Origin of the sequence: Amycolatopsis mediterranei (assembly GCF_026017845.1) — a bacterium.
Lineage (GTDB): Bacteria > Actinomycetota > Actinomycetes > Mycobacteriales > Pseudonocardiaceae > Amycolatopsis > Amycolatopsis mediterranei.
Map to the genome: position 1 here is coordinate 7,838,286 of NZ_CP100416.1, position 20,617 is coordinate 7,858,902.

Genomic DNA, 20,617 nt, shown 5'->3' on the forward strand with positions numbered 1-20,617 from the left:
GCAAGTGCGGGCAGCGTCTTCCGGGTTGCGCCCGTGGCGCAACGCTGGAGACGCCCACGCGCGGAGGCAGGTGCAACGTTGGGGGACGGCCATCGACCGAGGAGGACCCCAGTGACCGACGTGCCGAGCCACGAAGAACTCGTCAGCAGGGCGACCGATCTGGTGCCGCTGCTCAGGAAGCACGCCCAGTGGTCGGAAGAGAACCGGCGGTTGCACGAAGAGGTCATCGAAGGGCTCGGCGCGGCCGGGTTCTTCAAGATGCGCGTCCCGCGCCGCTACGGCGGTTACGAGGCGAGCGCGCGCACGGTCGTCGAGGTCGCCGCCGAGCTCGGCCGCGGCGACGGCGCCGTCGGCTGGACGCAGCAGGTGTGGTGGATCCCCGGCTGGATGGTCGGCCTGTTCCCCGACTCCGTGCAGGACGAGGTGTACCGGACGCCGGACGTGCGCGTCTGCGGCACGCTCAGCCCGACCGCGATGGCGACGCCGGTCGACGGCGGGTACCTGGTCAACGGCAAGTGGGGCTTCATCAGCGGCGCGCTGCACAGCCACTGGCAGGAGATCATCGCGGTCACCCCGTTGCCGGACGGCCAGATGATGCCGGTCATGGGCCTGGTCCCGATCTCCGACGTCGAGATCGTCGACGACTGGCACACCATGGGCGTGCGCGGCTCCGGCAGCGTCACCACCATCGCGAAGGACCTGTTCGTCCCCGCCGAGCGGACCCTCCCGCTGCCCGCGATCCTGCAGGAGCAGTACGCGTCGGCGCTCAACGCGGACCTGCCGATGTACAAGGCGCCGCTGCTCGCGGTCGCCGCGGCCACCACCGTCGGCACCGTGCTCGGCATGGCGCGCGGCGCGATGGAGGCGTTCATGGAGCGCCTGCCGGGCCGGAAGATCACCTACACCAGCTACGACGACCAGCGCGAGGCGCCGATCACGCACCTGCAGCTGGCCGAGGCATCGCTGAAGATCGACCAGGCCGAGTTCCACAGCTACCGGGTCGCCGACCTGCTCGACGCCAAGTCCGCGGCCGGCGAGCCGTGGAAGATCGAGGAGCGCGCCCGCGCCCGCGCCGAGGTCGGCGTCGTGTGCCAGCTCGCCAAGGAGGCCGTCGACCTCCTCTTCGGGGCCAGCGGCGGTTCGTCGATCTACGAGTCGGTGGCCATCCAGCGCATCGCGCGCAACGTCACCACCGCCAACCTGCACGCGCTGATGTACCCGCCCACCGCGTTCGAGCTGTACGGGCGGGTGCTCGCGGGCCTCGAACCGAACACGCTCTACATCTGATCCGCGCCGGGAGAAACCCATGTACGACTACGTCATCGTCGGTGCGGGATCAGCGGGCTGCGTGCTCGCCGCGCGCCTGTCCGAAGATCCGGACGTCAAGGTCTGCCTGCTGGAAGCGGGCCCGGCCGACAACGCCGAGAACATCCACGTGCCGTCGGCGTTCGCCACGCTGTTCCGCACCCGCTACGACTGGGACTACGACAGCCACGACGAGCCCGCGCTGAACGGACGGCGGGTGTTCCTGCCGCGCGGGCGCGTGCTCGGCGGGACGAGTTCGCTCAACGCGATGATCTACGCGCGCGGCAACCGGCTCGACTTCGACGAATGGGAGACGCCGGGCTGGACGTACGACGAAATCCTGCCGTACTTCAAGCGGTCCGAAGACAACGAGCGCGGCGCCGACGAGTTCCACGGGGCCGGCGGGCCACTGACCGTCTCCAATGGACGGTCGAACAACCCGAGCGCCCAGGCCTTCGTGGACGCCGCCGTCGAAGCGGGGCTGCCGGCCAACGACGACTTCAACGGGAAGAACCAGGACGGCTTCGGGTTCTTCCAGGTGACCACGCGCGACGGGCGCCGGTGCAGCACGGCGGTGGCGTTCCTGCACCCCGTGCTGGGGCGGCCGAACCTGACCGTCGAGACGAACTTCCAGGCGCACCGGGTGCTGATCGAGAACGGCCGCGCGGTGGGCGTCGCCGGGCAGCGGCTCGACGAAGAGCTGACGATCCGCGCGGACCGGGAGGTCATCCTCTCGGCGGGCGCGTACAACTCGCCGCAGCTGCTGATGCTGTCCGGCGTCGGGCCGGCCGCGCAGCTGGGGATGCTCGGCATCCCGGTGGTGGCGGACCTGCCGGAGGTCGGGCAGAACCTGCAGGACCACGCGCTGGTGCCGCTGACCTTCACGCACTCGCAGCCGGTCAGCCTGCTGACCGCGATGGAACCGCAGAACATCCGGCGGTTCGTCGAGGAGGGCACCGGCCCGACCGCGTCGAACGGCCCGGAAGCGGGCGGGTTCGCGCGCACCCGGTCCGGCATCCCGGCCCCGGACGTGGAGTTCTTCGCGGCACCGATCATGTTCGTCGACAGCGGCCTGGCGTTCCCGACCGCGCACGCGATCTCCTGCGGACCGGCGCTGCTGACCCCGGAAAGCCGGGGCAGCGTGACGCTCGCTTCGGCGGACCCGACGGCGAAACCGCGGATCGTGCACAACTACCTGCTCGAAGAAGCGGACATGGTGACCGCGGTCGAGGCGCTGCGGATGGGCCTGCACATCGCCCGGCAGCCCGCGATGCGGCCGTACACGGAGGAACTCTTCCGCGCTCCGGAATCGGAGTCGGACCAGGACCTGCGCGCGTACGTCCGCCGCTGGACGCATTCGATCTTCCACGCTTCGGGCAGCTGCGCCATCGGCACCGTCGTCGACGCTTCCCTGCGCGTGCACGGCGTCGACGGCCTGCGGGTCGCCGACGCCTCGGTGATGCCGAAGGTCGGCCGCGGCCAGCCGAACGCGGCGGCCATCGCGATCGGCGAGAAAGCGGCCGACCTGATCAAGCACATTTGAGCAAGCACGAATCGAGAAAAGGACGATTCCGCCGCGCCGACAATTATCGTGGGAAGGCTCTCGGATTAGGAGATCACTATGTCGGTGAGTGCTGAGGACAGGTTGTCCGACTACTACGGCCCGTTCACCAGTGAGCGGGAGAAGGAAGTCCTGGGTGTTCCGCTGCGCCTGGTCGGTGCGTGGGCGGAGAACTCGGCCGATGGTGTGGCCGAGGTGTTCACCGAGGACGGGATCCTGATCCTGCCGGGTGATGTGTACAAGGTCGGCCGGGATGAGATCCGGGCGTTCATGAAGGCCGCTTACGCGGGCCCGTTCAAGGGTTCCGGGGTGACCGGTCAGCCGGTCGACGTGCGGTTCGCGTCGGACTCGGTGGCTTTGCTGCGCACCCACGGCGGGATCCTCGCCGCCGGTGAGACGGAGATCGACCCGGAACTGGCGGTCCGGTCGACCTGGGTGTGCGTGAAGAAGGACGGCGAGTGGTTCCTCGCCGGCTACCAGAACAGCCCCCGTGGCGCCGGCGCCACCCTTCGTTGGTAGTCACCTCACTCTAAGGAGAAACCCATGCCAGGCAAGGCATCCGAACTGGTGGCAGGCGCCAAGAAGTGGGCCGCCAACTACGGCGACTTCCCCAACGGCGAGGAGGGCGCGATCCTCACGATTCCCCTGCGCGTCCGCGGCGCCTGGGACCGCAACGACCCCGAGCTGCTCGCCGAGGTCTTCACGGACAACGGCAGCATGCTCGTCGGCGACGAGCAGCTCAAGTCCCCGGCCGAGGTCCGCGAGTACATGAAGAAGGCCTTCGAAGGCGCCTACGCGGGTTCGCGTCTCGTGGAGACTCCGGTCGTCATCCGGAAGCTCTCCGAGACCGTCGCCTTCGCCGTCACCAAGGGCGGGATCGTCCTCGCGGGCGAAACCGAAGTGGCCCCGGAGCGCGAGGTCCGCGCCACCTGGGTCATCGTCAAGGACGGCGGGGACTGGAAGCTCCTCTCCCACCAGACCAGCCCCGTCGCCGGCTGACCCACCGCCCCACCCGAGGCCCCCTGCTCCCCGAGCAGGGGGCCTCGGCGCGCCCACCCGAGCCCGAGCCGCCGCACGCCGCCGGCCGGGGCCGCTCGGCTCGATCGCCGCCCACGCAAAACGCTCGGCCGGGACAACCCAGCCGAGCGCTTGACGGAACTCCTAGCCGAAGCCAGTTGATCACTTCTGTTGCGACGACCTCGGGAATCAGCCGAGCGCGAGGGGGTCGCTCGGCAGCGAGGAAAGCGGGTCAGCCGGCGAGGGCGGCGACCGCCTTCTTCCACCGGGTTTGGTCGCGGGCCTCGCGGGGGGACACCACTTCGGCGAAGCGGACGGTTCCGGTCCCGTCGATGAGGAAGGTGCCGCGGTTGGCCATCCCGCCCTGGTCGTTGAAGACGCCGTAGGACTGCGCGACGGCTCCGTGCGGCCAGAAGTCCGACAGGAGGGGGAACGTGAGGCCCTGCCGGTCCGCCCACGCCTTGAGGGTGAACGGCGTGTCCACCGAGACACCGACGACCTGGACGTTCTCGTCGGTGTAGCCCGCCAGTTCGTCGCGGACCTGGCAGATCTCACCCTCGCAGATGTGGCTGAACGCGAACGGGTAGAAGACCAGCAGCACCGGCCGGGTGCGCCACAGCTCGCTGAGCGTGACCGGGGTCCGGCCGGTGTCGGGGAGCGTGAAGTCCGGCGCCGCCGAACCGGTTTCGATCGCCATGAGAAGCCTCCCTCATCCCTTGAGCGGGCTGGTCTGGTGCGAGAGCAGCCGGAGCCCGTCGCCGGTCTGCACCACGATCCAGGTGACGCGGACCTGACGCTCGGGAGCCGTCTCGGTCTCGCCGTCCAGCAGGATGCCGCCCTGGCTGATGATCATCGCGGTGGTGTCGTCGAGGAACCGGACGGCCAGCGGCCAGCCGCGGACGCGCGCGCCGCGGAAGGGGCCTTCGAAGCCCGCCTTCATGTACTCGCGGATCTGCTCGCGGCTGGTGAGCTGCTCGTCCTTCATCAGCAGGCTGCCGTTGTCGGTGAAGGTGTCGGCGAAGAAGTCGGCGTCGTTGCGCTCCCAGCCCTCCTGGATGCGCATCGCGACGGTCAGCACGGCCTTCTCGTCGTCGCCGGTGAACTCGCGGTAGTACGAGGTGTCCTCTTCGATGCCCGCGGCGGCCAAGATCGCCGACGCGTCGCCCCACGCTGAAGCCATGGTGATCGTCTCCTTTACCAACGAAGGGTGGCGCCGGCGCCACGGGGGCTGTTCTGGTAGCCGGCGAGGAACCACTCGCCGTCCTTCTTCACGCACACCCAGGTCGACCGGACCGCCAGTTCCGGGTCGATCTCCGTCTCACCGGCGGCGAGGATCCCGCCGTGGGTGCGCAGCAAAGCCACCGAGTCCGACGCGAACCGCACGTCGACCGGCTGACCGGTCACCCCGGAACCCTTGAACGGGCCCGCGTAAGCGGCCTTCATGAACGCCCGGATCTCATCCCGGCCGACCTTGTACACATCACCCGGCAGGATCAGGATCCCGTCCTCGGTGAACACCTCGGCCACACCATCGGCCGAGTTCTCCGCCCACGCCCCGACCAGGCGCAGCGGAACACCCAGGACTTCCTTCTCCCGCTCACTGGTGAACGGGCCGTAGTAGTCGGACAACCTGTCCTCAGCACTCACCGACATAGTGATCTCCTTTTCTGTTACCAGTTATCACTGTCCCGCACCGGGGCGTACGAAGATTCCTTTCCATTGCGAACTAAAGGGGCCGGGACGAAAACGTCCCGGCCCCTCGCGAAGAAACGTCAGTATTCGTCGCGCGGACGCCACCACTGGTACGGCGCGCTCTGCGGCCAGCCCTCCGGCGAGTCCTCCCAGAACTCCTGGCGCCCGTACGGGGTCAGGTCCAGCAGGTTGAGGTCCAGCCGCAGCTTGTCCAGGCCGCGAGCACCGGTGAAGTACGTCCGGTACACCTTCTCGCCGTCGCGCAGGAACACGCTCAGCGTCGAGCCGGCGCCGGCACCGCAGTCGTCGTTGAACTCCTGATCGCACGACAGCCACTTCAGCGGCCAGCCCATGCGCTCCCGGTACTCCTGCAGCTGCGCCTGCGGCGCGGGCGAGACCAGCACCAGCCGGGTGTCGCGCTGCTCCAGGTGCTCCAGGTGCGGCAGGTTGTCCGCCACCGCGGAACAGCCGGGGCACCGGTGGTCCGACCCGGCCTCCATCATGAAGTGGTAGACGATCAGCTGGCGCTGCCCGTCGAACAGGTCGGCCAGCCCGACCTTCTCGCCGGCGGCCGTGACGAACACGTAGTCCTTTTCGAAGGCGACCATCGGCTGACGGCGGCGCTCGGCGGCCAGCGCGTCGAGGATGCGCGTGACCTCCTTTTCGCGCGCCAGCAGCTTTTCGTGAGCGATCTGCCACTCTTGCGGTGACACGATCTTGGGAAGGCTCATTTGTCCTCTCCTCGAGGCAATTCAGGTTGCCTTGTGCAGGTAGATCGATTTGTAGTGGAAGAACGTGTCGAAGCCCTCGGGTCCCAGCTCGCGGCCGAGCCCGCTGGCCTTGACACCGCCGAACGGCGCGCCCAGGTCGAGGTCGTAGTAGTTCACCCCGACGCTGCCCGAGCGCACCCGCCTGGCCACGGCGATCCCTTCGTCCACATCGGACGTCCAGATCGTGCCGCCCAGGCCGTATTCGGAGTCGTTGGCGATCGCGACGGCCTCATCGACATCACGGTACGGGATCACCGCGAGCACCGGCCCGAAGATCTCTTCACGCGCAATGGGGTCGCTGTTGTCCACGTCGGCGAAGACGGTCGGCCGGACGTACCAGCCCCGCTCCTGCTCCGCCGGAACGCCGCCGGCCACCAGCCGCGCGCCGCTGCGCTGCCCGAGCCGGACGTAGGACTCGACGCGCTCGCGGTGCCGCGAGCTGACCATCGGGCCGATTTGCGTCGTGCGGTCGAGCGGGTCGCCGATCTTCAAGGCCTTCGCCAACCCGGCGACCGCGTCGACCACCTCGTCGTAGCGGGACCGCGGCGCCAGGATCCGCGTCGAGAGGTAGCAGGCCTGCCCGCTGTTGAGCAACGCGCACGATGCCAGCCCCTGCGTGGTGGCGACGAGGTCGGCGTCGTCGAGCACGATGGCGGCCGATTTCCCGCCCAGCTCCAGGGTCACCGGCCGCAGCAGCCTGCCGCAGATCTCGCCGACCTTGCGCCCGGCCGCGGTCGAGCCGGTGAACGCGACGCGGTCGACGCCCGGGTGCGACACCAGGTGCTCGCCGATCTCCGCGCCACCGGTGACGACGTTCAGCACACCCGGCGGCAGACCCGCCCGATCGGCCGCGGCGGCCAGTTCCAGCGCGCCGAACACCGTCTCCGGCGCGGGCTTGAGGACCACCGTGCACCCCGCGGCGAGCGCGGGCGCGACGGTGAACATGGTGATGGGCTGGGGGAAGTTCCACGGCACGACCACCGCGACCACCCCGACCGGCTCGCGCCGGACGATGGTCTCGCCCATCCCGTCGAACCGTTCGCGCCGGTCCTCCACGACGGTCCGCCGGGCCAGCCCCGCGTGGTAGCGGAGCAGCCCGATCGGCGCGCCGCCCTCGCTGGGCAGCGCGATCGAGATCGGCGTTCCATTTTGGACGGACGTGGCCGTGGCCCGCTCCGGGACGTTCTTCTCCAGCTGGATCGCGAAGCGCTCCAGCAGTTCCGCTCGCTCCTCGACCGGGAGGCCGGTCCACGACGGGGTGCCGAACGCACGGCGCGCCGCGGCGACCGCGGCGTCCACATCGGACTCCGAGGCGAGCGGCGTGCTGCCGTTGCGCTCCCCGTCGGCGGGCGAGATCGCCGCGACCGTGCCGCGACCGGGTCTGCGCCATTCGCCGTCGACGTACAGGGCGAGGTAGTCGTAACTCATGGGACCTTCTCCATCCCGGGGAAAGGCCCCGGCGGACCACGGGGGTCCGCCGGGGCTCGCGAGCGCCGGCTCAGTTGATCGGCGTCTCGATCACTTCTTCGGCAGGCGGCCGCACGTCGACGACCGGCCCGGCCGGCTTGGGCTTGCCGGGCGCGAACAGCGCCACGGCCGTGCCGACCAGCGCGACGATGCCGCCGAGCACCAGCGCCGCCTGGAAGCCGGACAGCGACGCTTCGGCCGACTCGAAGCTGCCGTTGGCCGCGAAGGCCGCACCCAGCGCCACGACGCCGAACACGCCGCCCAGCTCGCGCAGCGCGCTGTTCACGCCCGACGCCACGCCGGCGTCTTCCGGCGGGACCGACGCGAACACCAGGTTGATCGTGGTCGGCAGGCACATCGCGATCCCCGCGCCGCCGAAGATCAGCGGGACGACCAAGCTGCCGTAACCCACGCCGGCCGAGGTGACCAGGCCGATCCAGAGCAGGCCGATGCCCAGCAGCGCCAGGCCGGCGACCATGAACGGCTTGCTGCCGTGCTTGTCGGCCAGCTTGCCCGCGAACGGCGCCACCACCAGCGGCATCGCCGTCCACGCCAGCAACTGCAGGCCGCTGACCATGGCGTTGCTGCCCAGCCCGAACTGGAACAGCTGCGCCAGCACGAACAGCGCACCGATCAGGGCGAAGTGCTGGAGGAACGCGGAGATGTTCGCCACGGTGAACCCGCGGTGGCGGAAGTACTCCATCGGGAGCATCGGGTACTTCGCCTTGAACTCCCACGCCACGAACAGCGCCAGCAGCACCACCCCGCCGACCACCGAGCCGTAGGCCTCGAACGAGCCCCAGCCGATGGACGGCGCCCGGACCGCGGCCCAGACCAGCCCGAACAGGCCGGTCGAGGCGAGCAGCAGACCGGGCACGTCGATCTTCGGACGCGGGCCCTTGCTCTCGCGCAGCAGCAGCGCGGAACCGACGGTGGCGGCGATCCCGAACGGCACGTTCAGCCAGAAGATCCAGTGCCACGAGATGCCCTGGGTGATGATGCCGCCGATGACGGGGCCCGCCGCGATCGCGATGCCCGCGACGCTGCCCCAGATGCCCATGGCGGCGCCACGCTTCTCCGGCGGTGTGGCGTCGGCCAGCAGCGCGAGGCTGACCGGGATGGACACCCCGGCGGCCACGCCCTGGATGACCCGGGCGATGATCAGGATGTCGATGCTGCCCGCGGACGCGGCCATGATCGACGCGATGGTGAACGCGGCCAGGCCGATCACGTACATCCGCCGCCGCCCGAACCGGTCGCCGAGCGCGGCGCCGGTGAGCATCAGGCAGGCGAACGCCAGGTTGTAGGCGTTGATCGTCCACTCCAGGTCGGCGAGACCCGCGCCCAGATCGACCTTGATCGTGGGTATGGCGGTGACCACGACCATGACGTCCAAAGAGGTCAGGAACGCGCAGACGGACACCAGCGCCAACGCCCAGCCCGGCCGCAGGGGACGTTCGGTCCCGCTAACAGCACTCACGGCGGCACCTCCTCGTGGCCCGGTCCCGAAGACTCACCGTCATCACAATCTCCATTCGTCGCGTTCCCCCCGGCACCCGGTGCGCCGGCGTGGTTCTACCGTTCCTTCACCAGCCGCCCGAACTCCTGCAGTTCGGCGACGTAGAGATCGGGCACCTCCATGGCGGGGAAGTTGCCGCCGCGGTCGTACTCGTTCCAGTGCTGGATCGTGGAGAACTCGCGTTCCGCCCAGCGCCGGACCGGCTTGAACGGGGCGTGGGGGAACACCGCCACCCCGAGCGGCACGGTCAGCTCGAAGTAGCGGCCCGCGCCCGGCGAGATCGGCAGGAAGTCGACGCTCTCGTAGTAGAACTGCCCGGACGAGCCGGCGGTCTGGGTCAACCAGTAGATGGCCGGGATGGCCAGCACCTTGTCGCGCTCGATCGCGTCCTCCGGCAGCCCGCCGCGAGTGTCGGCCCAGTCGCGGTACTTCTCGATCACCCAGGCGAGCTGGCCGACCGGCGAATCGGAGAGCCCGTAGGCGACCGTGTGCGGGCGGGTCGCCTGCAGCTTCATCGAGCCGGACAGGATTTTCGCGAACGTGTCGGACTTGCCCCAGGAGTGCTGGTCGGCCTCGCTGAGGTCCTCCAGGTCGGCCGGGTCGTCGCCGGGCGCGGTGACCAGGGTGTTGAGGTGCACGGCGAGCACGTGCTCGGCGTCCTGCAGCCCGAGCACCAGCGCCACCCCCGAGCCGAAGTCGACGCCCTGGGCGATGTAGCGCTCGTAGTCCAGCTCCGCCATCAGCTGCGCCCAGGCGCCGGCGACGCGCTGGGTGTTCCAGCCGCCGTCCGGTGCCGGGCCGGAGAAGCCGAAGCCGGGCATGGACGGGATGACCAGGTGGAACGCGTCACCGGGGTCGCCCCCGTGGGCGCGCGGGTCGGTCAGCGGGCCGATCACGTCGAGGAACTCGACCACCGAACCGGGCCAGCCGTGCGTGATGATCATCGGCGTGGCGTCGGGCTCCGGCGAGCGCACGTGCAGGAAGTGCACGTTCGCCCCGTCGATCGTGGTGGTGAACTGCGGGAACGCGTTGAGCCGCTCCTCGACCTTCCGCCAGTCGAATTCGGTGCGCCAGTACTCGGCGAGGTCCTTGAGGTAGCCGACGGGCACACCGCGGTCCCACCCCGCTTCGGGCAGCCCGACCGGCCAGCGGGTCTCGGCCAGCCGCCTGGCCAGGTCGTCCAGCTGGGCCTGCGGGATTTGCACGCGGAAAGGTTCCATTTCGTTGGCGCTCCAATCACGGGGTGGCGGCCCCTGCCCGCGGAGCCAGACCACCGGTCTTAGGATCGCGGGCAAGATGTCGGATTTCATCTTCGAAAATGCTCTACGCCCGAAGGCGGGGAAAAAGCACCACTCAGAGGTAGTCAGTGTTCGGTTCGAGACCACACAGCAGCCGGCCGTACAGTTCCAGGCTCGTGTCCGGGTTGGTCAGCGCGTGAATGGCGACCGCGTTCACGTCGCGCTGGATCCGGGTGATCGGCACGTCGTGGAAGATCGAGGACCCGCCACTGATGGTGGCGATGAGGTCGACGGCCTGCTTGCACAGCTGCGCGACGCGGCCGAGCTGCACCCGCGAGGACGCCCGCTCGGTGACCGTCCACACCTCACCCTTGACGAGCTTTTCCTCGATGAGGTCGGCGAACCGGTGCGCCCTGGCCTCGGCTTCCTCGATCAACAGGCCGGCCTCGCCGACGCGGATGTGCGTGATCGGCGCTTCGGCCTGGCTCGGGTAGTGCGTGTAGGAAATGCCGCGGCCGGGCAGCCGGTCGAGGAAGCTCTCCAACGCGTACTTCGCCGCGCCGATGAGCTGGCCTGCCGTCGCGGCGGTCGACGTCACCAGCATCGGGGTGAGGTAATAATTGGGCTTCGTGGAATTGACGACGGATTTGCACTGGTCCGTGAAGAAATCGTAGGTCTTCACGATCCGGGACGAGGGGACGAACACGTCGTGCGCGGTCACCGTGACGCTGCCGGAACCGGGCAGGCCGTGGGTGTACCAATCGTCGACGATCTCCAGGTCGGAAACCGGGATCAGCGTGGTGATCGGGCCCTCGGCGGCTTCGGGGCCGTCCGGTACCGCCGCGGTGACCTTCCACTGCGCGTGCAGGATCCCGCTGTTGAACCGCCAGGTGCCCGAGATCCGGTACCCGCCGTCGACCTTCGTCGCGGTGCCGGTGGTGGCGAGTGTGCCGCAGACGCGCACGTTCTCCGTGGCGAAGACCTCGTCGAGCACCTCGTCGGGCCAGAGCCCGGCCATCCAGTTCAGCAGCGCGTAGACCGAAACGCAGAAGGCCGCGGAACTGTTGCCGCGCGCGAGTTCCGCGTGGACGTCGATGAGGCTGTGCGCGTCGCTTTCGTAGCCACCGTACTGCTTCGGCGCCTGCATCTTGAGGATGCCGGAGAGCTCGATGGCCTCGACGACGTCGTCAGGCAGCCTGCGGTGCTCGTCGATCCAGAGCGCCCGCGACCGCAGCAGCGGCACCAGCTTGGACGCGCTCTGTACGAGTTCGTCCCTCGTCGGTGTCTGTGACATTGTTTTCCTCCGCGCCTCGACCGGGTGCTTGCCCTTATCGTGCGCGCCGAGGAGACCCCGGGCATCTCTTCGAATGCGTGGTTCAGCACTGTCCACAAGAGATCAACGGGGCGCCGCCGTACGGACCTACGGGGCCAGCATCCCCGCCAGGCCTTCATATCCGGCTTCCTTCAGCCGCAGTCCGGACGTCGTCGCGTACGCCGCATCCGCACGGATCCCCAGCCCCTCCACCATGCGGTTCATGAAGTTGAACAGCGCGCACACCAGCACCGCGTCGTGCAGCGCCCGCTCGTCCCAGCCGGCGGCGAACACGGCTTCGGCGTCGGCGTCGGTCATCCGGGACGGCGTCCGGGTCAACTTGCCGACGTAGGCCAGCACGGGCCGGAGCTTGTCGCCGACCGGCGCCGTCGTGAGGTCCTCGAGCGCCGCGGCGAGCAGTCCGGCGGGCACGCCGAACGCCTCGGCGGTCACCGTGTGGATGCCGTGGCAGTAGCCGCAGTCGTTCAGCCCGGACACGTAGGCCGCGATCAGCTCGCGTTCACCCTCGGTGAACGGCGATTCGCCGCGCAGCACCAGTTCGTGGAAGGCCAGCAGGTGCCGCGCCGGGCCCGGGTGCGCCTGGAACACCTGCAGCAGCGTGGTTTCCTCCGGCAGGGACTTCAGGTACGACATCAGGTGCCTTCCGTTCCGTCGGCGTACCGGTCGGCGAGCGGGTCCACGTCCGCCCGGCGCAGCGAGCACGCGGTCAGATGAGCGATCGTGGCCGCGCCGGCGCCCGGCACGGCCGCCGTGGCCAGCGCGTGGGCCACTTCCCACTCCCGGCGCAACGCGCCGGGAGAAGCCGTCGAGCGCCCGTCACCGGCGAAGGCACGCAGCTCCCGCCAGCACCCGGCGCCCGAGGCGACCAGCGCGGCGAACCCGAACCCGCCCGCTTCGTGGCGCGCCTGGTCGACCACCTGGGTCACGAGCGCGGCGTCGTCCGCCAGCCGGGCGAGCCCCAGGCCGGCCAGCAGCCGGTCGGCGTCCAGGCCGAGCAGGATGACGCCGGCTTCGACCGCGGCGGGCGCCTCGACGTCGGGCAGCACGAACCGCAGGTCACCGCGGTCAGACATCGGCCGTCACCCGCAGGTCGAGTGCGGCGCCCCGCAGCCGGGCGGCCACCGCCGCGGCGACCCGCGTGGTCGCCACCCGGTGCCCGTCGATGTTGCGGGCGGCCGGGCCGAGCACCATCCCCGCCGCGGCCCCGACGACCGACACCGCGGGCGCCTGCCGGTAGGACAGCGTCGCCTCGTCCAGGTCCGGCCAGCCGTCCCGGGCCCCGACGAGCCCGGCGGGCAGCAGTCCGGTCCCGATCGAGGGGATCGTGCCGAGCGCCAGCACGGCGTGGTCGGCGTCGACGCGGCGGCCGCTCTCCAGCTGCACCACGGCCGTCCCGGTGATGCCGGTGGAGACTTCCTTGACGGCTTCCCCGCGGTGCACGACCAAGCGGCCTTCGGCCTCGGCCCGTTCGAGCAGCGGCCGGAACTCGAACATGACGGAGGCGCGGCGGAACTCGGCGGTGAGGTCGAGGCGCTCGGACCAGCCGACGCCGTCGAACCGCTTCCGGCCCTCGGGCCGGAAGAAGGTGGAGTTCACGTCGGCGCACTGGTAGTGCTCCCGGGCTTCGCGCAGCACCCAGTGGACCTCGCGGCCGCCGTCGAGCGCCGCGGCGAGGAGGTGGGCCGCGGTGAGCCCGGCGCCGACCACGATCTGCCGCTCGACGGGGCCGGGCGGCGGCTCGTCCCAGTACGACACGGCGGCGGGCGGGGGGCCACCGCCCCACCACCGCTCGGGGGCGGTCCGGCGTTCCTCCCCGAGGCACAGCACGACGTGCCGGGCGCGGACGGTCGAGCGGGTGGTGTGCACGGCCACCCCGTCACCGTCCGGGCGCACCCCGGTCACCGAGGCGCCCCACAGCTTGTCCCGGACGTGGTGGGTGACCGCGAGGTGGTCGGTGTAGGCGTGGAAGACGTCGACCGGCACGACGGACCGGTGCCCGGCCTGCGCCATCCGGATTTCCCGGCGCTCGACCGGGGTGAGCCGGCCCCAGTGCAGCCGGGCGAAGTCGAGCAGCTCGCAGTCGCGGAAGCCCTCGACGCCGGGGTGGTGTTCGTACGGCGACCGCAGCACCCGCTGGTCCAGCCGGTCGATGCGGTCGAAGAACCGGCCGCACGAGCGGCCTTCCCGGTCCAGCACGACCAGGTCGGTGACGCCGTGGTGCCAGAGCGCGGACGCCACCGCCAGCCCGGCGGGACCCGCGCCGACGATGACGACGTCCGCTGTGGTGGGCGGGACCGGGTCCCGTGGCGGCTGCGCCGGGGCCGGCGGCCGGGGCCAGTGCCGGCCGCGCGGCGACTCGAGCAGCCGGGGCTCGGGGATGAACTTGATCACCGGTCCGTTCCGTCCTGGCCGCGCTCAGCCGATCACGGTCACCGGCACGATGAGCTCGATCACCGGCCGCTGCCGCATGCCGTCCGCGACCAGCTCGTCGAGCGTCTGGCGCGACTTCTCGGCGCTGTCGGTGGCGATCGGGCTGTAGCGCGAATAGAAGTAGGTCGGCTTGCGGCCGCCGGTCTCCATCGAGTAGGTCTTCAGCACCGTTTCCCCGGGGCGGACCTCGCCGTCGAAGAACGTGAGGCGCCGCTGGTCGGGGGTCATGAAGCTCTTCGCGAACTGCGGCGACATGAGCATGGCGTCGTCGACGAAGGTCGACTCCTCGTCCATCACGGCCTGCATCGCGACCCAGGTCTGGTCGGTCAGGTTGGTCTCGGCCTTGATCACCTGCCACCGGCCGGCTTCCGGCAAGCTGATGCTCACCGAGACGTCGTGGTCGGTCGTGTCGATGGCGCCGGTGACCATGAGCACCCGCCGGGCCAGATCGGCCGTTCCCACCATCTGGATGTCGCGCGCCCGCACGCGACTCGATACGTCAAGGCCGGGCAATTCAGGTGACGACACGATACAGCCTCCTCGTTATTCAAGCCCCCGGAAATAACGGTCTGACCTGCGACCCCATGGCAGGTTTTCACACCGCCGAAGACGCTGTCAAGATGAGGAATGCACGGTCGCGCGACGCATTTCATGTCCGATCGGACCGATGATTTCTAGCCCGTTCGGCCCAGCCGGGTCGCACAGCGTGACCACGGCCGCTCCGGTCACTCCGGCTCGGCACCTTCGGGCTGCGACGCGCGGACGCCGAGGTCGTCGTCGATCGCACCGACGTAGCGGATCTCGAACGCGGACTGGGCACGCTGAACCATGATCTTCAGCACGAGACCCGGTTTCACCATAACCAGGAAATTACCCGGATCGCGGGGGTCGCCGAAAATGTCGTATACCAGGAAAGCAGATCCGTCACCCACGGCGAACAATGCTTCGTAAACAATGTTCCGCTCCGCCTGCGGCGCCGACTCGGCCCACCGTTCGAGCACCTCGACGCCAGCAGCGAGCTGGAGGCGCACCGCCATCCGCCGGCCTCCCAACCGAGTGTCCGACCGGCTCCGGGCACGCCCGTCCGCCGGCGGCGCCGGTGACACCCCGGCCCGGACCGTTCGAGTATCGCGCGGCCGGAGGCCGGAGGTCATCTTCGATAATGCGACCGGTTCAGTTGTAGCCGAGGACGATGTGTTCCCGCAGGTATTCGCGTTCCCGGGGAAGCACGCTTTCCGCCTCGGGGGCCGTCTCCAGGTGCCGGCCGCCCCGAGCTTCCGGGCCGGCGGCCCGCTCGGCGGGCGTCGTGGTCTCCATGGCTCCTCCATTCCGTCGGTTCCCTCGGTGTGTGACGTAGAGCATCCGCCTCCGTGATCGAGGAACAGCCGTGAATCGGTCATGCACCCCAGGTGCGCAGCGCACAAGTGGCCGCACGACGGCCCCCGGGAGTGCACTGGAAGCATCGACGACCCGGAAGGAGCACTGTGACGACCTCCCCCCACCCCCCGGACCACCACCTCAGCGCGGCCGAGAGGCAGCGAACGTGCGCAGCGTGCGGCCGCCCCTTCGAGCCGGGCGGCCGCACGGGCCTGGAGGCGTTCCTGGACGGCGAAGTCCACTACGCGGCGGTCCACGAGGGCTGCAGCACCCACCCGGCGGCCCGCGAGAGCACGATCGCGGGCAAGCTGCGCCGGATGCGCACCGCCGAGGCGGCCTGACCCGCCTCGCGCCCGCGGTCCGGCCGCTCGGACGACCGGACCACGGGCACACTCCGCCGGATTCGACAATCCACAGTGGATGGTCGAAGCGGGATTTCGCGGGCGGACCGATGCCCGGACAACACAACGTGCTCCGCCATCCGGCGGAGCACGTGCTGGACCCCGTCTGCACAACGGCCGCTTGGTGGCCCGGGGAAGTCACCACCCGATCGGCGTACCGCGGCCGCATCGAGCAGCCCGGTCAGCGCCGCCGAACCGGCGCCCGCCACCGCCCTCGCCGGAGCAACGCCGGCCGCGGGCCCGGGTGAGCGCGACGCGGCCGCAGCTCCCTCAGCGCGGCAGGCCCGACAACCGCCACGCGCCGGGGCCCCGCCGTGGTGGGCCCGCGTGGGATCGGGACGGGTCCGCCCAAGGGCTCAGCGGCGTCACCGGCTGCGAACCCCGACCGCGGGTCACCGCCGCCAGTGCCACCAGCAACGCCGCGAGTTCCGCGTCCTGCGGGTGGCCTCGCACCACGATCCGGGTTGCGTCGTCCTCTGTCACCGGGGCCTCCCGCGGTCCGTCAGATCGGCTGGTTGCCGTGCTTGCGGGCCGGGGGCGGCTTTCGCTTGTCGCGGAGCATCGCCAGGCCCCTGGCCAGTGCCGCGCGGGTCTCCGCCGGGTCGATGATGTCGTCCACCAGGCCGCGTTCCGCCGCGTACTGGGGGTTCAGGTACTCCTGGGTGTACTCGCCGACCAGCTGCGCTCGCAACGCCGCCGGGTCGGCTGCCGTCGCGAGGTCGCGGCGGTGCAGGACGTTCACCGCACCCTCCGCGCCCATCACCGCGATCTGGTTGGTCGGCCACGCCAGTGACAGGTCGGTGCCGATCGACCGGGAGTCCATCACGATGTACGCGCCGCCGTACGCCTTGCGCAGGATCACCTGGATGCGCGGGACCGTCGCCTCGCAGTAGGCGTGCAGCAGCTGCGCGCCCTGGCGGATGATGCCGCCGCGTTCCTGCTCGACACCCGGCAGGAAGCCCGGCACGTCCACCAGGCTGACCAGCGGGATGCCGAAGGCGTCGCAGAACCGCACGAACCGGGCCGCCTTCTGCGACGCCGGGCCGTCCAGCACGCCCGCGAAGACCGACGGCTGGTTGCCGACGAACCCCACGACCCGGCCGTCGATCCGGGTCAGCGCGCAGAGCACGTTGCGGGCCCAGCTCTCGTGCAGCTCGAAGAACTCGCCGTCGTCGGCGAGCTCGGCGAACACCTCGCGCATGTCGTAGGGCCGGTTCGGCTCGGCAGGCACGATCTCCGCGAGCCGCGGCCGGTAGTCGTCGCGGGCGCCGATCTCGGCGGTTTCCGGCGCCGGCTCCAGGTAGTTGGCCGGCAGCAGCGAAACGAGGTACCGGACGTCGGCGAGGCAGCTCTGCTCGTCGTCGTGCACCACCGTCGCGACACCGGAGTACGACCCGTGGACGTCGGCACCGCCGAGTTCCTCGTGCGACACCAGGTGCCCGCTGACCGCCGCGACCACGTCCGGGCCGGTCAGGTACATCCGCGAGGTGTCGCGGACCATGAACGTGAAGTCGGCCAGCGCGGGCGAGTACGCCGCACCGCCGGCGCACGGGCCGAGGACGACGCTGATCTGCGGCACCACGCCGGACGCCTCGACCTGGCGGCGGAAGATCCCGCCGTACCCGTTGAGCGCGAGCACGCCCTCCTGGATCCGCGCACCGCCGCTGTCGTTGAGCGCGATCACCGGGGCGCCGTTGGCGATCGCGAGGTCGAGCACCTTGTGGATCTTCGCCGCGTGCGCTTCGCCGAGCGAACCGCCGAACACGGTGAAGTCCTGGGCGTAGACGAACACGCGCCGGCCGTCGATGGTGCCGGAGCCGGCGATCACGCCGTCGGTGTGCGGGCGGTTCCCGGACAGACCGGGTCCGGCCGCCTGGTGCCGCCGGTAGGGCTCCAGCTCCAGGAAGGAGTCGTCGTCGAGGAGCAGGGCGAGCCGCTCGCGAGCGGTCAGCTTGCCCAGTGAGTGCTGACGGCGGACGGCGTCGAGCCGCCCCTCGGCGATGTGCGCGCGCAGTTCCTCGCGCCGCTGCCGCAGCAGCGGCATGTCCGGCGCCGTGGGCGGTTCCGCGCCCGCGGGCCGGGTCAGCGAGATGACCCGCGCCTCGCCCGGCTCGCCGGTGCGCACCGGCCGGGACCGCCGGCTCCCGTTGGGAACCGGCACCACCTCGGCGTCGTCGTCCGGCTGCCGGGCGGCGTTGTCGTGCGATCCGCTCACGCGGCATCCCGGGCCCGCGCGAGGTCGTCCCGCTCGATCTCGGCGACGATGTCGGACCACACGATGCCGCGCCCGAGCCGGGGCATCGGCCGCACCGGAGCCTCGGCGGGCTCGGGCACCCACCGCACGTGGTCGGTGGCAGCGGTGGCGTCGCTGGCAGTCATATCGAGACCTCCTCCGGTCGAGGCGCCCCCGGCCTTCCCGGGAGCGGCGGGCAAATCAGCGGGAACGCCCGGTGGCAGGCGCTGCGACGGACTCGCGGGAGCTCGCGCGGCCCGCCTGCCGGGCGGTCAGCAAGCCGGCGTCGTGCAGCCAGCGAACGGTGTCGGTCACCGTCGCGGCCGCCGGGCGGGCCGGAACCCCCGCGTCCGGGGCCGTGGCGGCGACCGGCTGGGCGACGGCGCAGACGTGGATCGCGCCGTGCTCCGCCGGGATGTGCCACGGCCACACCCGCTGCAGCAGGCCGCCCAGGCGCCCGACCGGGGTCAGGAGCGCCGGCGGGAGGAACACCGCGGGCAGCCGGCGGCCGGTCGCCGTGCGGACCAGGTCCAGGTAATCGCGGGTGGTCACGAAGTGGCCGGGCCCGAAGTACGCGGGCCCCACCGGCCCCGGGGCCGTCAGCACCGCCGCCAGCTGGGCGGCCGTGTCGCGGACGTCGCCGATCGGCAGCCCGCCGGACGGCCAGAACGGCATCAGCCCGCGCAGCAGGTCGCGCAGGCGGGCGTTCTGGTCGCCCAGCCGCGGGTCCGCCGGCCCGAGCAGCGCCGGCGGGTAGACGATCGTCACCGGGACACCCTCGTCGCGGTGGCGCCGCGCGATCCGCTCCGCGGCGGCCTTCGCCGCCAGGTACGGCTCCCGCGACGTGCCCACCGGCGTCTCCGGCCCGATGCTGCCGTCCGCCGGGTACAGCGCACCCACGGTCGAGACGTGCACGATCCGCCCGGCGCCGGCGGCCCGCGCGGCCGCCAGCACCGTCTCCGTGCCGGCCACGTTCACCCGGGCCAGCTCGGCCCGGCGGCGGCTGTCGAACGAGTAGACGCCGGCCGCGTGCAGGACGGCGTCCGCGCCCGCGACCAGCCGGGCGACCGCCGCCTCGTCGGTGACGTCGCCCGGCACGACCTCGACGCCGTCCGGCACGCTCCCAGCGGCCGGGACCCGGGCGAGCACACGCACCCGGGCTCCGGCCGCCACCAGCAGCGCGACCGTGTGGGCACCGAGGAACCCGGTCCCGCCGGTCACCGCGATCACCATGACTCCGCTCCCCTCACGCCGCGCGGGCGCGCCCGTCGACCTCGTGGTAGCCGCCGCCGTAGAAGACCAGGGCGTGGTCCCCGGTGCCGCGGCTGGTGGCGACCACCCGGCCGAGGAAGATCGAGTGGTCACCACCCTCGAGCGTCTCGGCCAGCTCGCACTCCAGCCAGGCCAGCGTCCCGTTGAGCAGGGGGGCACCGGTGTGCGCCCCCGGCGTCCAGCCCACGGCGTCGAACTGGGCCAGCCCGTCGGGCCGGCGCCAGTCGGCGAAGTACTTCGACAGGTCCTGCTGCCCGGCGGCGAGGATGTTCACGCCGAACGCCCCCGCCGTGATGATGGAGCTGTGCATGCGAGCCGCCTTCGACACGCAGCACAGCACCATCGGGGGTTCCAGCGAGACGGACGAGAACGCGTTCGCGGTCATCCCGTGCGCGTCCTCCCCGCCCGCCGTCAGGACCGTCACGCCGGTGGCGAACTGCGCCATCACCTGGCGCAGCCCCGGCTGGGGCGAGAAACCGCGGCGCGCCGGCGACGGCCGGAGGCGCTTGAGCACGGTCGTCTCGGAGGACTCTCGCTCGTCACCCACCTCAGGCTCCCTTGCCGTTGACCGCGGCCGTCGAGTACGGCACCAGCGCCTCGCGCAGCTGCTCGGGGACCCGCGACGGCACGGTGGCCGTGTTGGGCCCGCGCATGCAGGCGATCCGCTGCCGTCCCCGCGCCACCAGCCGCTCGTCGCCGCCCTCGGTGAGGTGGACGTAGTCGAAGGCGAACTGGATCTGCGTCGAGGTGAGCTCCTCCAGCCGCAGCCGGATGGACAGCTCGTCGAACGCGGTGATCTCGGCGAAGAACTCGCACTCCACCTTGAGGGTGAACAGCTTGAGGTCGTGCCGGACCTCCTCGAGCACCGCCGGGGCCTTCTCCTTGAGGAACATCTCGCGGCAGCGGCCCTGCCAGCGCACGTAGTTCACGTAGTAGACGTTGCCCACCAGGTTGGTCTCCTCGAAGCCGACCGTGTGGCGGATCTCGTAGTAGTCGGACATT

The 20,617-nt window shown here is 70.9% G+C and carries 25 protein-coding genes; 5 read left to right on the plus strand and 20 right to left on the minus strand.

Annotation, left to right across the window (positions count from 1 at the left end):
* Nucleotides 1–111 precede the first annotated feature (111 nt).
* The 4 genes from ISP_RS35125 to ISP_RS35140 all read left to right on the plus strand — a co-directional run bounded on the left by ISP_RS35125 (nucleotide 112) and on the right by ISP_RS35140 (nucleotide 3,865).
* Nucleotides 112–1,287, plus strand: coding sequence for an acyl-CoA dehydrogenase family protein (locus tag ISP_RS35125; RefSeq protein ID WP_013228609.1), 1,176 nt, complete (start codon nucleotides 112–114; stop codon nucleotides 1,285–1,287).
* A 19-nt stretch (nucleotides 1,288–1,306) separates the two neighbouring features.
* The gene (locus ISP_RS35130; RefSeq protein WP_013228610.1) at nucleotides 1,307–2,848 is read left to right on the plus strand and encodes a GMC family oxidoreductase; all 1,542 of its coding nucleotides are present in this window, start codon (nucleotides 1,307–1,309) and stop codon (nucleotides 2,846–2,848) included.
* Nucleotides 2,849–2,926: 78 nt separating this feature from the next.
* Nucleotides 2,927–3,385 carry an SgcJ/EcaC family oxidoreductase gene (locus ISP_RS35135; RefSeq protein ID WP_013228611.1) on the plus strand — a complete coding sequence of 153 codons (459 nt, stop codon included), beginning with the start codon at nucleotides 2,927–2,929 and terminating at the stop codon, nucleotides 3,383–3,385.
* A 24-nt stretch (nucleotides 3,386–3,409) separates the two neighbouring features.
* Nucleotides 3,410–3,865 (plus strand): SgcJ/EcaC family oxidoreductase, encoded by a 456-nt coding sequence (locus ISP_RS35140; RefSeq protein WP_013228612.1) that lies wholly within the window; start codon nucleotides 3,410–3,412, stop codon nucleotides 3,863–3,865.
* 250 nt (nucleotides 3,866–4,115) lie between these two features.
* Here ISP_RS35140 and ISP_RS35145 read toward each other — a convergent pair whose 3' ends face one another.
* The 14 genes from ISP_RS35145 to ISP_RS35210 form a co-directional block, all read right to left on the minus strand.
* A complete protein-coding gene (locus ISP_RS35145; RefSeq protein WP_013228613.1) occupies nucleotides 4,116–4,580 on the minus strand; it encodes a peroxiredoxin in 465 nt (154 codons plus the stop codon).
* A gap of 12 nt (nucleotides 4,581–4,592) precedes the next feature.
* Nucleotides 4,593–5,063 (minus strand): SgcJ/EcaC family oxidoreductase, encoded by a 471-nt coding sequence (locus ISP_RS35150; RefSeq protein ID WP_013228614.1) that lies wholly within the window; start codon nucleotides 5,061–5,063, stop codon nucleotides 4,593–4,595.
* A gap of 14 nt (nucleotides 5,064–5,077) precedes the next feature.
* Nucleotides 5,078–5,536 carry an SgcJ/EcaC family oxidoreductase gene (locus ISP_RS35155; protein WP_013228611.1) on the minus strand — a complete coding sequence of 153 codons (459 nt, stop codon included), beginning with the start codon at nucleotides 5,534–5,536 and terminating at the stop codon, nucleotides 5,078–5,080.
* A gap of 119 nt (nucleotides 5,537–5,655) precedes the next feature.
* Nucleotides 5,656–6,306: a DUF899 domain-containing protein gene (locus ISP_RS35160; protein WP_013228615.1), complete on the minus strand. Its 651-nt coding sequence runs from the start codon at nucleotides 6,304–6,306 to the stop codon at nucleotides 5,656–5,658.
* 21 nt (nucleotides 6,307–6,327) lie between these two features.
* Nucleotides 6,328–7,773: an aldehyde dehydrogenase gene (locus ISP_RS35165; protein ID WP_013228616.1), complete on the minus strand. Its 1,446-nt coding sequence runs from the start codon at nucleotides 7,771–7,773 to the stop codon at nucleotides 6,328–6,330.
* Nucleotides 7,774–7,843: 70 nt separating this feature from the next.
* Nucleotides 7,844–9,292 (minus strand): MFS transporter, encoded by a 1,449-nt coding sequence (locus ISP_RS35170; protein ID WP_013228617.1) that lies wholly within the window; start codon nucleotides 9,290–9,292, stop codon nucleotides 7,844–7,846.
* A gap of 95 nt (nucleotides 9,293–9,387) precedes the next feature.
* The gene (locus ISP_RS35175) at nucleotides 9,388–10,551 is read right to left on the minus strand and encodes an epoxide hydrolase family protein (protein WP_013228618.1); all 1,164 of its coding nucleotides are present in this window, start codon (nucleotides 10,549–10,551) and stop codon (nucleotides 9,388–9,390) included.
* 133 nt (nucleotides 10,552–10,684) lie between these two features.
* Nucleotides 10,685–11,863, minus strand: a complete 1,179-nt coding sequence (locus ISP_RS35180; RefSeq protein WP_013228619.1) for an acyl-CoA dehydrogenase family protein — start codon at nucleotides 11,861–11,863, stop codon at nucleotides 10,685–10,687.
* 126 nt (nucleotides 11,864–11,989) lie between these two features.
* Nucleotides 11,990–12,535 carry a carboxymuconolactone decarboxylase family protein gene (locus ISP_RS35185; protein ID WP_013228620.1) on the minus strand — a complete coding sequence of 182 codons (546 nt, stop codon included), beginning with the start codon at nucleotides 12,533–12,535 and terminating at the stop codon, nucleotides 11,990–11,992.
* Complete coding sequence (locus ISP_RS35190; RefSeq protein ID WP_013228621.1) at nucleotides 12,535–12,975, minus strand: DUF6187 family protein; 441 nt, start codon at nucleotides 12,973–12,975, stop codon at nucleotides 12,535–12,537. Before ISP_RS35190 ends, ISP_RS35185 begins: the two co-directional genes overlap by 1 nt.
* Entirely contained in the window at nucleotides 12,968–14,293 is a 1,326-nt protein-coding gene (locus tag ISP_RS35195) for an FAD/NAD(P)-binding protein (RefSeq protein WP_013228622.1), read from the minus strand. The genes ISP_RS35190 and ISP_RS35195 overlap by 8 nt, the downstream gene beginning before the upstream one ends.
* Nucleotides 14,294–14,317: 24 nt before the next feature.
* The gene (locus ISP_RS35200; protein WP_034286104.1) at nucleotides 14,318–14,797 is read right to left on the minus strand and encodes a DUF6423 family protein; all 480 of its coding nucleotides are present in this window, start codon (nucleotides 14,795–14,797) and stop codon (nucleotides 14,318–14,320) included.
* 260 nt (nucleotides 14,798–15,057) lie between these two features.
* Nucleotides 15,058–15,369, minus strand: coding sequence for a DUF6235 family protein (locus ISP_RS35205; protein WP_013228624.1), 312 nt, complete (start codon nucleotides 15,367–15,369; stop codon nucleotides 15,058–15,060).
* A 136-nt stretch (nucleotides 15,370–15,505) separates the two neighbouring features.
* On the minus strand, nucleotides 15,506–15,649 hold the full coding sequence (locus tag ISP_RS35210) for a hypothetical protein (RefSeq protein ID WP_014467533.1): 144 nt from the start codon (nucleotides 15,647–15,649) through the stop codon (nucleotides 15,506–15,508).
* 167 nt (nucleotides 15,650–15,816) lie between these two features.
* On the opposite strand from ISP_RS35210, the gene ISP_RS35215 reads away from it, so the two are divergent.
* Nucleotides 15,817–16,050 carry a hypothetical protein gene (locus ISP_RS35215; RefSeq protein ID WP_013228625.1) on the plus strand — a complete coding sequence of 78 codons (234 nt, stop codon included), beginning with the start codon at nucleotides 15,817–15,819 and terminating at the stop codon, nucleotides 16,048–16,050.
* Between the two features lie 330 nt (nucleotides 16,051–16,380).
* Here ISP_RS35215 and ISP_RS35220 read toward each other — a convergent pair whose 3' ends face one another.
* The 6 genes from ISP_RS35220 to ISP_RS35245 are packed head-to-tail and all read right to left on the minus strand — an operon-like array spanning nucleotide 16,381 to nucleotide 20,616.
* Nucleotides 16,381–16,593 (minus strand): acyl-CoA carboxylase epsilon subunit, encoded by a 213-nt coding sequence (locus tag ISP_RS35220; RefSeq protein ID WP_071831513.1) that lies wholly within the window; start codon nucleotides 16,591–16,593, stop codon nucleotides 16,381–16,383.
* 19 nt (nucleotides 16,594–16,612) lie between these two features.
* Nucleotides 16,613–18,325: an acyl-CoA carboxylase subunit beta gene (locus tag ISP_RS35225; protein ID WP_013228626.1), complete on the minus strand. Its 1,713-nt coding sequence runs from the start codon at nucleotides 18,323–18,325 to the stop codon at nucleotides 16,613–16,615.
* Nucleotides 18,322–18,489, minus strand: coding sequence for a DUF6222 family protein (locus ISP_RS35230; RefSeq protein ID WP_014467534.1), 168 nt, complete (start codon nucleotides 18,487–18,489; stop codon nucleotides 18,322–18,324). Before ISP_RS35230 ends, ISP_RS35225 begins: the two co-directional genes overlap by 4 nt.
* Before the next feature lie 55 nt (nucleotides 18,490–18,544).
* A complete protein-coding gene (locus tag ISP_RS35235; protein WP_013228627.1) occupies nucleotides 18,545–19,576 on the minus strand; it encodes an SDR family NAD(P)-dependent oxidoreductase in 1,032 nt (343 codons plus the stop codon).
* A 13-nt stretch (nucleotides 19,577–19,589) separates the two neighbouring features.
* Nucleotides 19,590–20,162: a flavin reductase family protein gene (locus ISP_RS35240; protein WP_013228628.1), complete on the minus strand. Its 573-nt coding sequence runs from the start codon at nucleotides 20,160–20,162 to the stop codon at nucleotides 19,590–19,592.
* Nucleotide 20,163: 1 nt separating this feature from the next.
* Nucleotides 20,164–20,616, minus strand: a complete 453-nt coding sequence (locus ISP_RS35245) for an acyl-CoA thioesterase (RefSeq protein WP_013228629.1) — start codon at nucleotides 20,614–20,616, stop codon at nucleotides 20,164–20,166.
* Between the last annotated feature and the right edge of the window lies 1 nt (nucleotide 20,617).

What these genes read in the sequence shown, in the direction of transcription:
- ISP_RS35245 (WP_013228629.1), bottom strand. Translation starts at nt 20,616, where the DNA reads ATGTCCGACTACTACGAGATCCGCCACACGGTCGGCTTCGAGGAGACC.
- ISP_RS35175 (WP_013228618.1), bottom strand. Translation starts at nt 10,551, where the DNA reads ATGGAACCTTTCCGCGTGCAAATCCCGCAGGCCCAGCTGGACGACCTG.
- ISP_RS35155 (WP_013228611.1), bottom strand. Translation starts at nt 5,536, where the DNA reads ATGTCGGTGAGTGCTGAGGACAGGTTGTCCGACTACTACGGCCCGTTC.
- ISP_RS35140 (WP_013228612.1), top strand. Translation starts at nt 3,410, where the DNA reads ATGCCAGGCAAGGCATCCGAACTGGTGGCAGGCGCCAAGAAGTGGGCC.
- ISP_RS35165 (WP_013228616.1), bottom strand. Translation starts at nt 7,773, where the DNA reads ATGAGTTACGACTACCTCGCCCTGTACGTCGACGGCGAATGGCGCAGA.
- ISP_RS35180 (WP_013228619.1), bottom strand. Translation starts at nt 11,863, where the DNA reads ATGTCACAGACACCGACGAGGGACGAACTCGTACAGAGCGCGTCCAAG.
- ISP_RS35160 (WP_013228615.1), bottom strand. Translation starts at nt 6,306, where the DNA reads ATGAGCCTTCCCAAGATCGTGTCACCGCAAGAGTGGCAGATCGCTCAC.
- ISP_RS35200 (WP_034286104.1), bottom strand. Translation starts at nt 14,797, where the DNA reads ATGGTGGGAACGGCCGATCTGGCCCGGCGGGTGCTCATGGTCACCGGC.
- ISP_RS35205 (WP_013228624.1), bottom strand. Translation starts at nt 15,369, where the DNA reads ATGGCGGTGCGCCTCCAGCTCGCTGCTGGCGTCGAGGTGCTCGAACGG.
- ISP_RS35145 (WP_013228613.1), bottom strand. Translation starts at nt 4,580, where the DNA reads ATGGCGATCGAAACCGGTTCGGCGGCGCCGGACTTCACGCTCCCCGAC.
- ISP_RS35230 (WP_014467534.1), bottom strand. Translation starts at nt 18,489, where the DNA reads ATGACTGCCAGCGACGCCACCGCTGCCACCGACCACGTGCGGTGGGTG.
- ISP_RS35150 (WP_013228614.1), bottom strand. Translation starts at nt 5,063, where the DNA reads ATGGCTTCAGCGTGGGGCGACGCGTCGGCGATCTTGGCCGCCGCGGGC.
- ISP_RS35190 (WP_013228621.1), bottom strand. Translation starts at nt 12,975, where the DNA reads ATGTCTGACCGCGGTGACCTGCGGTTCGTGCTGCCCGACGTCGAGGCG.
- ISP_RS35235 (WP_013228627.1), bottom strand. Translation starts at nt 19,576, where the DNA reads ATGGTGATCGCGGTGACCGGCGGGACCGGGTTCCTCGGTGCCCACACG.
- ISP_RS35130 (WP_013228610.1), top strand. Translation starts at nt 1,307, where the DNA reads ATGTACGACTACGTCATCGTCGGTGCGGGATCAGCGGGCTGCGTGCTC.
- ISP_RS35210 (WP_014467533.1), bottom strand. Translation starts at nt 15,649, where the DNA reads ATGGAGACCACGACGCCCGCCGAGCGGGCCGCCGGCCCGGAAGCTCGG.
- ISP_RS35135 (WP_013228611.1), top strand. Translation starts at nt 2,927, where the DNA reads ATGTCGGTGAGTGCTGAGGACAGGTTGTCCGACTACTACGGCCCGTTC.
- ISP_RS35185 (WP_013228620.1), bottom strand. Translation starts at nt 12,535, where the DNA reads ATGTCGTACCTGAAGTCCCTGCCGGAGGAAACCACGCTGCTGCAGGTG.